This window comes from Paenibacillus sp. 102, from assembly GCF_039549175.1.
In the GTDB taxonomy this organism is placed as follows: domain Bacteria; phylum Bacillota; class Bacilli; order Bacillales; family Bacillaceae_G; genus Bacillus_A.
On sequence record NZ_JBCGHT010000011.1, the window covers coordinates 86,107 to 98,185 of the forward strand.

The 12,079-nt window shown below is 34.3% G+C and carries 11 protein-coding genes and 6 pseudogenes; 3 read left to right on the plus strand and 14 right to left on the minus strand.

Going from position 1 to position 12,079, the window contains the following annotated elements; translation table 11 throughout:
- Positions 1 to 22: 22 nt before the first annotated feature.
- Entirely contained in the window at positions 23 to 343 is a 321-nt protein-coding gene (locus AAIE21_RS20380) for a hypothetical protein (RefSeq protein WP_343268464.1), read from the plus strand.
- Positions 344 to 400: 57 nt separating this feature from the next.
- On the opposite strand, the pseudogene AAIE21_RS20385 reads toward AAIE21_RS20380, so the two are convergent.
- The 7 genes and pseudogenes from AAIE21_RS20385 to AAIE21_RS20415 all read right to left on the minus strand — a co-directional run.
- Positions 401 to 1,075 (minus strand): annotated as a pseudogene (locus AAIE21_RS20385) (MFS transporter); the annotation flags it as partial.
- 290 nt (positions 1,076 to 1,365) lie between these two features.
- A pseudogene (locus AAIE21_RS20390) lies at positions 1,366 to 2,034 on the minus strand (IS200/IS605 family accessory protein TnpB-related protein); the annotation flags it as partial.
- Positions 2,027 to 2,512, minus strand: a pseudogene (locus AAIE21_RS20395) (MFS transporter); the annotation flags it as partial. The pseudogenes AAIE21_RS20390 and AAIE21_RS20395, both read right to left, overlap by 8 nt.
- A 23-nt stretch (positions 2,513 to 2,535) precedes the next feature.
- Positions 2,536 to 3,243, minus strand: a complete 708-nt coding sequence (locus AAIE21_RS20400; RefSeq protein ID WP_343268465.1) for a cytoplasmic protein — start codon at positions 3,241 to 3,243, stop codon at positions 2,536 to 2,538.
- A gap of 24 nt (positions 3,244 to 3,267) precedes the next feature.
- Positions 3,268 to 3,978, minus strand: coding sequence for a polymer-forming cytoskeletal protein (locus AAIE21_RS20405; protein WP_343268466.1), 711 nt, complete (start codon positions 3,976 to 3,978; stop codon positions 3,268 to 3,270).
- Positions 3,979 to 3,990: 12 nt separating this feature from the next.
- A complete protein-coding gene (locus tag AAIE21_RS20410; RefSeq protein ID WP_343268467.1) occupies positions 3,991 to 4,614 on the minus strand; it encodes a YhbD family protein in 624 nt (207 codons plus the stop codon).
- 158 nt (positions 4,615 to 4,772) lie between these two features.
- Positions 4,773 to 6,548: an ABC transporter substrate-binding protein gene (locus AAIE21_RS20415; protein ID WP_481858700.1), complete on the minus strand. Its 1,776-nt coding sequence runs from the start codon at positions 6,546 to 6,548 to the stop codon at positions 4,773 to 4,775.
- 63 nt (positions 6,549 to 6,611) lie between these two features.
- Between AAIE21_RS20415 and AAIE21_RS20420 the strand changes: the two genes are divergently transcribed.
- On the plus strand, positions 6,612 to 7,817 hold the full coding sequence (locus AAIE21_RS20420) for an MDR family MFS transporter (RefSeq protein WP_343268469.1): 1,206 nt from the start codon (positions 6,612 to 6,614) through the stop codon (positions 7,815 to 7,817).
- Between the two features lie 25 nt (positions 7,818 to 7,842).
- Here the strand turns inward: AAIE21_RS20420 and AAIE21_RS20425 are convergent.
- A pseudogene (locus AAIE21_RS20425) lies at positions 7,843 to 8,112 on the minus strand (YjgB family protein); the annotation flags it as partial.
- Between the two features lie 72 nt (positions 8,113 to 8,184).
- Between AAIE21_RS20425 and AAIE21_RS20430 the strand changes: the two are divergent.
- A pseudogene (locus AAIE21_RS20430) lies at positions 8,185 to 8,973 on the plus strand (helix-turn-helix domain-containing protein); the annotation flags it as partial.
- Positions 8,974 to 9,084: 111 nt separating this feature from the next.
- On the opposite strand, the gene AAIE21_RS20435 reads toward AAIE21_RS20430, so the two are convergent.
- The 6 genes and pseudogenes from AAIE21_RS20435 to AAIE21_RS20460 form a co-directional block, all read right to left on the minus strand.
- On the minus strand, positions 9,085 to 9,480 hold the full coding sequence (locus AAIE21_RS20435; protein WP_343268470.1) for a cytosolic protein: 396 nt from the start codon (positions 9,478 to 9,480) through the stop codon (positions 9,085 to 9,087).
- Between the two features lie 95 nt (positions 9,481 to 9,575).
- Complete coding sequence (locus AAIE21_RS20440) at positions 9,576 to 9,824, minus strand: GlsB/YeaQ/YmgE family stress response membrane protein (RefSeq protein ID WP_017151968.1); 249 nt, start codon at positions 9,822 to 9,824, stop codon at positions 9,576 to 9,578.
- Between the two features lie 205 nt (positions 9,825 to 10,029).
- A pseudogene (locus AAIE21_RS20445) lies at positions 10,030 to 10,323 on the minus strand (nucleoside hydrolase); the annotation flags it as partial.
- Positions 10,324 to 10,442: 119 nt separating this feature from the next.
- Positions 10,443 to 10,613 (minus strand): hypothetical protein, encoded by a 171-nt coding sequence (locus AAIE21_RS20450; RefSeq protein ID WP_343268471.1) that lies wholly within the window; start codon positions 10,611 to 10,613, stop codon positions 10,443 to 10,445.
- Positions 10,614 to 11,034: 421 nt separating this feature from the next.
- Positions 11,035 to 11,223: a YvzF family protein gene (locus AAIE21_RS20455; RefSeq protein ID WP_343268472.1), complete on the minus strand. Its 189-nt coding sequence runs from the start codon at positions 11,221 to 11,223 to the stop codon at positions 11,035 to 11,037.
- 69 nt (positions 11,224 to 11,292) lie between these two features.
- Complete coding sequence (locus tag AAIE21_RS20460; RefSeq protein ID WP_343268473.1) at positions 11,293 to 12,078, minus strand: class I SAM-dependent methyltransferase; 786 nt, start codon at positions 12,076 to 12,078, stop codon at positions 11,293 to 11,295.
- Between the last annotated feature and the right edge of the window lies 1 nt (position 12,079).

Here is a 12,079-nt window from a genome sequence, read left to right on the forward strand (position 1 = left end):
CGTTATAAAGGAGAATGAAACAATGGCTAAAATTAAAGTGTATCAAGTAAAAGAAGAACACATGGAAACAGTAAAAGACATTATTGATGTTCAAGAAGAAAACCCAACTGCTGAACATTTACAAATTCTATACACATGTGTATTAGATACAGAGGATATGGCATTGCCTGAATCATATATCGAAGAAGATATTTTAATCGATTCTATTGAAGTAATGGTAAATGTTTCTCAAAATAAATTAAGAGATCTAGGTCCATACGATGTAATTGAAGTACAAAACAAAGGTAAAAAAACACAAATTTTATTATTAGCAGACGAAGAATACGAAGTAATCGAAGGCTAATTTGCAGCGTTACATACGAAAAACTCCTTTCTAACCTAGAAAGGAGTTTTTTATTTTCTATGCTTTTGGTGTTTCTGTTTTTATCTTTTCTTGTTGTTTCTGGTATACCATTCTTTCATTCCCCATAAAGAAGATAAATACGAATGCTAGACCGGCTGGTACTAACGCCCACATAAACGTATGAATGATAGAACTTGAAAGAGCTTCAATAATTTTATCTAATATTTGCGGTGGAATTTGAGATCTTGCACCTTCTGAAAGGATCGCTCTTGAATCCCCTAGCGCGTTACTATCCATTCCGCTTCCCATTCCTTTAAATGCTTCTTCTAATTGATCTTGAAAGCCTGTTCTTTGAATCATACCAAAGCTTGTAATTCCAAGTGTCATTCCTAATGAGCGAATAAAGTTACTCGTTGAAGTTGCTGATCCTCTTTGGTTCATACCAAAACCATGGGTTGCAGCCATACTTAATACTGAGAATGAGAAACCTACTCCCAAACCGATAATAATCATATAAATTGTTAACAATACACGACTTGTTTCTGGTGTTAATGTGCTTAATAGGAACAATCCACCTATCATAATCACAGCTGAAATAATCATGATATTACGGTAGCTTAACTTTGATGTTAAAAATCCACCTAACTGCGCTGTAACGACTGAGCCTAACATCATTGGTAATAGTAATAAACCGGAATTCGTTGCGGATCCGCCGTATACACCTTGATTGAACTACCCCCACCTATCTCTACAAGAGCTTGAGGTGGGGGATTCTCCTGTCTCTGTCCTCACAAAAACAGTTCCTCTCGTTCAACAAAGAGGATACAACGATATAGAGTTCGGTAGTGTCTATATGTAATGTAAGACGACCCATTCTATCTTCCGATGAAAGGCAAACAAAATAGGTACAACTACTTTGTTCTTATATCGAGGCTAGAACACTTTGTCATGCATCCAGTTCCTAGACTTATTATCTGCTCTGGTAATAAGCGTAAAAATCTGGGACAAAGTGTTCTTTTTTATCATGCAAATCGTTTTGCTAGTTTTTTCTTTTCATTTTCAAACAAGTGTAACCGTTCGATTTGTAAGACTTCTTTCGGTTGATCTACATCGTATAGCTGATAGAAATGATGCGTGCGAATATCCAATTGATTGTTTAATTGATGCCAATGACTCCAGTGATGTGCGTCTTTCTTTGGAATATACGGCTGAAGCACCCGAGGTACTTTTTCTTTATATCCTAATCCCCGGCGACCAATCGTAAAAGCCGCGGATTGATGAATAGAGATACCGAATTTCCGCATGTATTTCATCTTTCCAGAGATTGAAGTATAAGCAGGATTCACTTGAAAGACAGCCACGCCCCTTTTATCTGCACGATTCAGAATGGCACTTGTCATCTTCTCATACGCAAACATACTCTTCATCCGATTCGCTCGCTTATTCCCATAGCGATCCCCTGTTTTCGATTGGGTCGTATTTAGTTTCTCTAGTACAATTGGTTTGTTATACCGCTCCGCTAATTCCACTAAGCGAATCGCTTCCACTTCGATGATTTTTGTGATTTGTCCTGTAGATTTCCCCATAATAGAAAAACGAAGGGAACCACTTCCTTTATAATTTCCATCCTTCGTTACATTTGCCCAAGCAAAATGCTCAAGATTACAATCTACACCGATCACACCATCTGATGTAGTCCGTAATATATGCACCAAGTAACGGACCGAAAATACTAGATAAACCAAACACTGCACCAAACAATCCCCCCATTTTCCCACGTTTTTCAGGAGGAAAAATGTCAAAAACAATTGTAAACGCGATCGGCACTAATGCCCCGCCGCCAATACCTTGAATTGCACGATAAATACCTAACTACGTAATATTTTCAGCAGTACCACAAAGTGCCGATCCAACCATAAAGACGATTAAACCGAAAATAAAGAATCTCTTTCGACCATACATATCTGATAGCTTACCGAAGATTGGCATACCGGCCATTTCTGCAACCATATATGCCGATACAACCCAAACAAAATTTTCCAATCCACCTAAATCACCAACAATTGTTCCCATCGCTGTCACAACAATGGTATTATCCATTGATGCCATTAAAATTCCTAGTAATAAACCGGCAACAACAAAGCCAAGTTTACTATTCTTCTCAATCATAAATCTTGCTCTCCCTCTTACCTCTATATTTGTTTATGTTCTTTTACAACTGATCTTCCTTTTTGATTAAAACTCGTATGATATTCTACAAAGCCGATTTCACACCCGGCGCCAATTGTAACATTGTTTCCTCTTACTACTTCAGCTATTGTATGTTCTAAATAAATGTCATCCCCTTCAATAATTGATGTTTGAAGATTACCAGTATGGCTTGTAAAAGGAATAAATCTAGCTTTTTTTCGTACCGTAATCTTTTTCCCACCAATTTCTCTCACTTTACTTCCTTCATAACGCAAGATAATATTAATATTTTCAGCATTTAAAAGCCCCTCACTTTCAAGACCGCCAGCTAATAACAATTCTTCTACTTCAATATCTTGTTTTACTGTAAGACCACCTTTAATGTCCACTAAATTTCCAGTTAACTTTCCAGTAATCTCAAACATCCCTCTAATTTTTGTTTTGTTTATATGACAATCACGCTGAACTTGTGTATTGCCGTATACTTTCACATACTCAGCATGCAAATTACCTTGCACTTCACTATCTCCATACACAATATATGAATTTGTCGTCATATCACCACGAACATCACTCGTTCCATATGCTTTAAATTCATTACATTTCACATCATTTGAAATTGTTCCTTCGCCTCGAATTTTCACCTTATTATAGGCTCCACCTGATGAACTACCAGAACCATTAAAAGTGAGACTATCCTGTTTTTTCATATCTATTCCTCGCTTCCTAAAGAATTAAACTTGCTGAATCTCTTTTACTTTCGCGCTTTTATCAACATTGAGAACCCCTGTATACTCAATAAGGCCAATCTCACAATTCGGACCTACTGTAACATTGTTACCTCTTACTGTTTTAATTTGCACGTGATCAATATCAATATTGTCACCTTCTAACAATTCAGCTTCTAAATGCGATCCAAACACCGTTTTAAAAAGCCTGCTAAATACTGTTGCTCTATGCCTTACTTTAATTGTTTGACCGCCTATTTCTTTTGCTCTGCATGTACCGTGAATATCGATATCAATTTCATCTGCACTTAGTAAGCCCCCGACTGTGAACTGTCCTTCTGACGAAAAAATATCTACTTCGCAATTACCGTCAATCGTCGCTTGCCCACAGATTTTAAGCTCTTCACCTTTCAAAGTACCACCAATTGTTCCTTTACCAGCAATTTTTAAATTGTTAGCCTTTACATCTTTTGTAATCGTTGCTTTTCCATCGATTCGCATGTTTTCAGTATCTACTTTCCCATCAACTTTGCCAGAACCGCTAATTCTTGTACGTTCACTTTTCAAATCACCATTCACATTACCTGACCCGTTGCATTCAAAATCATCGCAATCTATATTTCCATTAACAGTCCCTTTTCCATTTAACTGTACTTTATAAAACTCCCCACCATTAGAAGAACCGTAACCATTTATAATTAATTTTTCTGATCGCATCATTTTCCCCCACTACAATAGTTTTGATTTTAACGCTTCTGTATATTGCATGATTGCTAAACGTACGACTATCTTCGTTCCTTTTTCAAACAGTAAATCATCTACATTTGAAATTAAGAAACATGTAGAAACACCCAGCTTCCGAACCACAACTAATTCGCTATTCTTTTGTTTCATGATTTCATAGTGCTCGCGCAGCACTTGCAGGACCATCTTGCCTTCTTCTAAACTAATCTCTCCAGATTGCAATAATTCTTCTAAAATGTATACATAGAGAATTTCAACAAATTGAAATTCCGCCGGTTTATTCGTTTGTTCTATAAAAAATTGCATAACCGGTTCTGAGGCAATTCCTTTTCGGACTATATCTTCTTTCGTTAAAGAAACCTCTGTTACACTTGGAGAAAACATATTCGCTAACTCATCTAGAGACAAATCCTCTTTCATCGTTTGAATTTTATCAATACGCTCTAATATCTTTTCTTTCGGAAAAAATGTTTCTTGCCCTGTAAAAGTCGATTTCCTGACAAACCAATCTTCTGGTATTAAATTCTTTCGTTTCCACCTATATAGTTGCCCGTATGAAATACCAGTCAGTTCCAATAAATCCTTTTTTGAAATTAAATCTGTACTCAACTGTATAACACTCCTTCCTGATAACAATGTAACATAACACTGTTACGTAGTAAATGAGTGTTTATAAAAACATGCGTAACAATGTTCAAAATCAAATTTTTATTCCATACAAAAAGGCCCTTTCGTACTCCATTAAATACCGAAAGAGCCTTTATATATCAAGGTTTAAACCATATATTATAAAAATCAATCCAGCCCTGAGAATTAATCATTATATTTTGTACTTTTTCATGTGTGCTTATGTGCTGTTTATTACGATACAAAGGAATAATATGAATGTTACGTAACAATGTGTCCTCTACATCGCGTAACAGTGTAATTCGTTTTTCTAAATTAGGTTCAATAAAATATGAATGGAATTGTTCATTAAACTCAAGAGAGCTATGTTGATTAATAAAACTATTTTTCGCAAGAAACATTTGTAAAAAACTTAGTTCTATTTGCTCACTGATTGTAGCACTATCATGAATCATATCTGCTTGTTCCATTGTTTCCAAGCGTAATAATTCCTGCGCATCGAGAAAATGTATTTCAATCGTTATTCCGTACTTTGTACATTCTGTTTGAATCCATTTAGAATCTTCCACATGATCTCGTTCTTTAAACGTATACAAGTATAATACTTCGCCACTATATTTGCTCTTTTGTAGAAGGTTATTTATATCCTCGTTTATTCTCCAAGCTGCACGATTTCCTAGTAATAATTCATCTGCTACCTCACCACGTTCTCCCTCTAACTCATCTATCATTTTATTACTATGAATTATTTTATATAACGCTTGCCTGAATGGAATATCTTGTAACGGACCTTGTTTTTTAGTATTTAACGTAACATATGTTACGTTAGATTCCATTTTAGAAAGTTCTTTATGAGGGTTCTCTATCTCTTTATGCTCGGCTTTCATCGAAACGTCATATTCATCCATACTTTTCGGTACATTCCAAAGTTCAATTCGATCAAGAAAGGGGCGTTCACGAAAGTATGAATTATGTGCTTCTAATACAAAGATAGAATCGTTATTTTCCCGTAGTTTAAATGGTCCTGTTCCACTTAAATTTCCTTCTCCATCTTCCTTTACAATAGAACACTGTTCTGTACCTAAAATATGTAATAACAACTTATTTTCTGTATGTAAGTAAACCTCCACAACATGTTCATTTACAATATAGATTCTGTTAACATTTTGCAACATCCACAAATACGGATTATCCTTCATATTCATAAATCTATCGAATGTGTAGGCAACATCATGGGCTGTGAATCGTTTGCCATTATGAAATTGCACACCTTTACGCAAATAAAAAGTCCACACTTTTTGGTCGTCATTATATTCCCAGTGAAACGCAAGTCTCGGTTCTATTACATTTGTACTCTCATTAACATATACAAGCGTGTCATATATATGTTTCACCATATGACATTCCGAACGCATTGTAGCATATACAGGATCCAAAAAAATCTTCGGTCTCATTTCAACTTGTAAACGAAGTACATCTTGTCTACCTTGAGTAGTCACTTCAATCTGATAACCAAATATTGAGTCTATCCAAGTTTGAAATTGTTTTTGCAACGATGGAAAATACACAATATATTGTTCAACAAATGCCTTTCCACCCCTTACATCCCCTTGTTTCGTTATTTCTTTCCCATGTTCTAAAATTAAGGAAGCTGGATTTTTTTGAAATGATACTTTTGACCGATTCCCTCTCCCGCGTCCTGGAAACCAACAAACCCAACCTAGCTCTTCTAATTTTTTAATAATAAATTTACTATTACGATCGGTACAAAATAACGTTTCCGATATGTTTTGTAGTGATATTTCTATTTTTTCTTCCCCTGTTCTCCCTTTTCCATATTGGAGCCACAACTGAACATATTGATCCAAAATAACCATATCTATCCCCCTAAAAGGTGAAAAATTCCACTCTTTCATTCTACCCTTTTTCGTTTCTTGCTTCTATCTTAAGATTTCCATATAGAAAGGAGGAAATAAAGAATGAATCATTTCATAAAACGTTATAGCAAACCAATTTGGATTCGATTATTAGGCGAGTTATTGACTAGAACAACTGAGGCCATGTTGGCAATTATTTTTATTATCCATGTCAATAAAGCGCTAGAAGGTAATGTGATTCTTACTATGTTTCTGTTTGGATTACAGCCACTCTCTGATATTGTGTTCACAATCGTAGCTGGAGGGGTAACCGATAAATACGGCAGAAAGAAAATTATGTTACTTGGATTATTCGTGCAGGCAATTGCAATAGGCGGGTTTATTTTTGCTACATCAGTCCCCTTCTTTGCTTTGCTATATGTGCTGAATGGTATTGGCCGCTCCTTATATATTCCTGCTCAGCGTGCTCAAATTGCTGATTTAACAAAGCAGGAACAACAAGCCGAAATATTTGCTGTTCTTCAATCAGTGGGAGCAGTCGGAGCTGTAATTGGTCCGTTCATTAGTGCCTTTATTTATGATAGTCATCCTGAATACTTATTTATGATTCAAGCTATGACTCTCCTGCTATATGCCATTCTCGTATGGACGCAGCTTCCCGAAACAGCACCAAGCATTCAAACAGCTCAAAAATCAACACAAGTCACAACAAGAAAGGAATTTATTTTTAAGCATTATGCTGTATTTGGACTTATGGTATCTACTCTTCCGATTAGCTTTTTCTATGCGCAAACTGAAACGAATTATCGTGTATTTGTAGAGGATATCTTTCCAAATTTCTTATTCGTGCTCGCATTCATTTCAACTTGCAGAGCAATTATGGAAATTCTACTACAAGTCGGTCTTGTCAAATGGTCTGAACGATTTTCCATGCCAAAGATAATGGGTATTTCATATATTTTTTATACATTGGCAGCCATCGGTTATGGTTATTCCACAACATTATGGTCACTCTTCTTTACATTGCTTTTCCTTACAATTGGTGAAAGCATTGCTTTAAATCATTTACTCCGTTTTGTTTCAGGAATCGCACCAAGTCATATGCGTGGATTGTATTTTTCTATTTACGGAATACACTGGGACATTTCTCGAACATGCGGTCCAGTTATCGGAGCAATGATATTAGGTCATGTAAACGGCAGCACCTTATTCTATATTTGTGCCTGCTTGTTAATAATCGGCGGAATCGTTCAAACTTACTTTATTTATTCGGTAGAGCGTAACAAATCAAAAGAGCTTTCCTTATAACGGAACAGCTCTTTTTTCATATCTATTACCCCGCCATATTATTGATACTATCTTCTGGAGAGAACACAGAAATATGATCCACTTTTCCTGTAGAACTTGGGATAACAAATTTCAGTTCAAATTGATCATTCACTTTATAAATATATATTTTGTCATTGCCATTTACTTTAATCGACATTGGTTTACCTAAAACTTTTTCAATATCCTGTAAAGTAATTATATGGAGGTCTGGATGATTGGAACGAACATCAAAAATTTGAGATTCTTTGTTAAATCCAATAACAACCTTTTTACTTATATTTAACCGAGGGGCGATGGCTCTATGCCCTACTGATTATTAGCTCATCCCCATCATAATTTTATTCATCTTTATAATGAAAAATTAGATGTAAGTACTGTTTGGAAAAAAAATAAATTATTAGAAGAGACTTCTTACCCAAATGTAAATCCTGATTTATATATTTCATCACGGCGTCAAAATAATTCGGTACATTACGATATATCATTAGAAAAACGATTTTTTACGGCTGTTAAAGAAGGAAATAAAGAAAAATTAATAGAATATGCATATGCATTCCCACAAGAAGATGCCGCAACTTTATCAAAAACGAATCAACTAAGAAACCAAAAAAACAACGGAATAATCGCGATTACTCTAGCTACTCGATATGCGATAGATGGTCATCTTCCATCAGAAATTGCATTTTCACTTAGCACTTTATATATACAAACGCTTGAACAATTAGATAACATGAACTCTGTTAATAGATTAATAGAAGATGCTTTATGTACTTTTGCAGACCGTGTAAAAGATTATAGTATTCATAAACATTCAAAAATTATAATCGTTAGCTTAGATTATATTTCTAAAAATATTTATAACGAAATCACTCTCAAAGATCTCGCTAATAGTATAGAAGTAAATCCTAGTTACTTATCAAATTTATTTAAAAAAGAAGTAGGTATCCCTTTAAGTGAATACGTTCAAAGAGAACGGGTAGAAGAAGCTAAAAAATTATTGACTTTGACTACATATCCTTTAGCCGAGATCTGCACTTGGCTTAACTTTAATGATCAAAGTTATTTCGCAAGAATTTTCAAAAAATTCACTGATACCACACCTAAACAATACCGTCAAAAATACGCTGTATTGTGATAATCATAAAATGGTACCGTATTGAAAGAAGTATAAAAATAGGACACGAATTTATGAAATTTATTCAAATAGAAAAAGCTGCCCTATTAAAGGACAGCCCCAAATATGTAGTTATACTTCAATACTTTTTCCATCTTCAACAATATGATAAAGTAAGTGCGCTAAATGATGAATCGGACCATATTCTTCCTCTTCCTCATTTGTTTCACCTTGAAATTCAAGATCATTTAGGTAAAGTGCTAAAAATTGATAGAATAATTTCAAATCAAATCCGTAACAAGCACTTGGTTCTTCGTGATCTCCTTCATATTGCAACATTAAGTATTGTTCATTTCCTTCTGCATCTTCTGCATCAAAGAATACAAAGAAACCAACATTTGTATCTAAATCAAATAGATGACGAGTACCGTTTTCTGTTGCTTTATTGAAGTCTTCTTCACTTAACTTATGTACTGTTGTTGCTTTTGCATTGTCTTCTTGATGAAAGTTTACTGTAAATGATTTCAATGCTGACACCTCCTGATTGTATAACAGTAGCATAACAGATTAGGACAAATAATACAAAAATGGATTGCTGACAATTGTCAGCAATCCACCTAATTTCACTTTCGTATCGCACGCAGTAATAAGCTGACAATAAAAATTAAAACAATGGCACCAATTAATGCTGGAATAATTGCATACCCTCCAATAACCGGTCCAAACGTACCCAATAACGATGTTCCAAGCCAAGAACCGATAATCCCAGCAATAATATTTCCAATCACACCACCAGGTATATCTTTACCAACGATTAAACTTGCTAGCCATCCTAAAATACCACCAACAATTAAAGACCATATAAATGCCATATCATTATACCTCCTTAATTTTATAAAACAAAAAATCATGAATATAAATTATTGCTTACCGTTAGTTATGCTACTTTCTTTGATAAGTTATACCTTAGCCACGTATTGCTTTTTATACAATTGAATGAATACAGTTTTGTCTCCATTCAAAACAAATTATTTTTCCACACCATATTATTCCACGATAATCTCATAGTCTTATTCCCTAAGAACAATCTGGTTTCAACATTGTTCTCATAAATTCTCTTTTAAACGCTTGATTGCTAAAATCTACAACAACTCTTTGTACAGTTCTATTATCAAATCTTATGGATTTCCCAATCTTTCTAAAATCAGCTATACTTTTCCCCTCGTATTTCTTCGGCGGTAATAAATCATGAATAAGACTTCCACCAATCCCAGGATGTTCTTTTTTATAAAAGTTCTCATAATAATCAATCATTGGATTAATTAGTTTTGCTTGAATTGTTTCCTTTTCATTAATAATGTTTATCATTTTGGAGTAATTGCATGTTTTATCAGCATAAATTAAAGTAACTACATCACCAATACCAAAATCCCTCAAAAAGATGATTTTTTATTAACGCCCCTCACTCTCCTCATCATATGGTACTATTATTAATATGCGAAAAAGACAAGACGGTGAAATAGTAAAAAATAAAAAATCCACCTAATATGAGTTTCCGACAGTCGCTTCATAATATCAGATATCTCATCTGTCATTTTATCCGTTAGAATGATAATTTTCGGCTCTTTATAAGATGGATCAATCGACACTTCAAATTTCACTTCATCACATCCCTTTCGCTCCCTCTAAATATAAAAACTATCTAACATACTGTAAATGGATTTTCGATAAGTGGTCGTTTTCATACGATAACTGGTCAAAAGATGAATGTAACAATTAGATACTTCAAGAACACCTTCTCTCTTTACAATAAACAGGCACACAAAAACAGACCCTTTGTGCGCTGATTAAACTTATGCATTTTTAAACGAAAATCAATTTATCAATTTATTTTTCCATATAAATATAAAACTTATATCAACGAGGTCTAAATATTCAAAATACTACCCTTACTAAAAGACTCTCTTCTGTTAATTAAAAAACTTTTTACATTTCTATTATACATGAATAGAAAAAACGACACTGTGTTTTGTGTCGTTTCGGCTCTCTATAATAAAACAATTTTATTGTTAAAGGAATTTATTACCTAACAGCAGCTTCCACCTTTTTATACGACAAATATGCTAATACATTCTTACTCGTATCATATTTTGGATTGTTTCCTTTTCTTGGCTCCCTAACATGTGTCTTTTCAAACCCAGGAATTTCAGGCATTTTCTCCAAAAATTCAACAATCTCTTTTTCAGTTCCCTCAATACGTACACGAATCATGATGACTACTCCTTAATTCTCATTTTCTCTGTAATAAGTATAACGTACCCGGGAAAGACTGCAAGATAATTATCTTTTTAACGTTGAACTTTTCTGGCAAACAAAGAGTGCCATCTCAGTATAAAACGATTCAACTTTATTACTTTCAACATGTATTTTGAAAAACTCCTTCATTTCATTGGAGGTTTTCATCATACAATCTGTTAACTTTGAGCGTGTTTGCTGTGGTACATCCATCATATTGCACCACCAATCAAAATTAAATTGTTTTTCAAATGTAAGACATGATTGCATTTGTAACCCATTTTTCTCTAATAATGAAATCCATTCTGTTTTTTTCAAAGCTCTCCTATGGCTCGGATCACGTTTCTTTTCAATAAAATTATAGAATGTATCATACTCTTGATTTTCTGGTGAAACGTTATCAATTAAAATAAAAAGCCCCTTTTCTTCTAATATCCGATGCACTTCGTGAATGAACTGGGCTGGATTTTGGAAATGATGCGCTGCAATACGACACACTGCTGTATCAAATGATGCATTAGAGAATGGTAAATCCTCTGCATTTCCTACTACAAACGACACATTTTCATGCCCGTTTGTCTGGATAAACTCTTTCGCTTTTTCTAACATTTTTTCAGTTATATCGAGCGCCACTACATCCTTAAATATAGTGGCTAATAAATTTGCAACATGCCCGCCACCTGTAGCGATATCAAGAAGATGAATATTTTTACGATTTTCCACTTGTTGAACTACATACTGTAAATCTAGTCCTTTTGCGTGAATTTGACTTTTTACATACTTTTCAGCATTATTGCCAAACTGTTCAGTAATAAGCCTCTTGTTATCCATT

Excerpts from the sequence above, each read along its gene's own strand:
- AAIE21_RS20380 (WP_343268464.1), top strand. The coding sequence starts at position 23 with ATGGCTAAAATTAAAGTGTATCAAGTAAAAGAAGAACACATGGAAACA.
- AAIE21_RS20400 (WP_343268465.1), bottom strand. The coding sequence starts at position 3,243 with ATGAAAAAACAGGATAGTCTCACTTTTAATGGTTCTGGTAGTTCATCA.
- AAIE21_RS20405 (WP_343268466.1), bottom strand. The coding sequence starts at position 3,978 with ATGCGATCAGAAAAATTAATTATAAATGGTTACGGTTCTTCTAATGGT.
- AAIE21_RS20415 (WP_481858700.1), bottom strand. The coding sequence starts at position 6,548 with ATGAAAGAGTGGAATTTTTCACCTTTTAGGGGGATAGATATGGTTATT.
- AAIE21_RS20420 (WP_343268469.1), top strand. The coding sequence starts at position 6,612 with ATGAATCATTTCATAAAACGTTATAGCAAACCAATTTGGATTCGATTA.
- AAIE21_RS20440 (WP_017151968.1), bottom strand. The coding sequence starts at position 9,824 with ATGGCATTTATATGGTCTTTAATTGTTGGTGGTATTTTAGGATGGCTA.
- AAIE21_RS20455 (WP_343268472.1), bottom strand. The coding sequence starts at position 11,223 with ATGATTCGTGTACGTATTGAGGGAACTGAAAAAGAGATTGTTGAATTT.
- AAIE21_RS20460 (WP_343268473.1), bottom strand. The coding sequence starts at position 12,078 with ATGGATAACAAGAGGCTTATTACTGAACAGTTTGGCAATAATGCTGAA.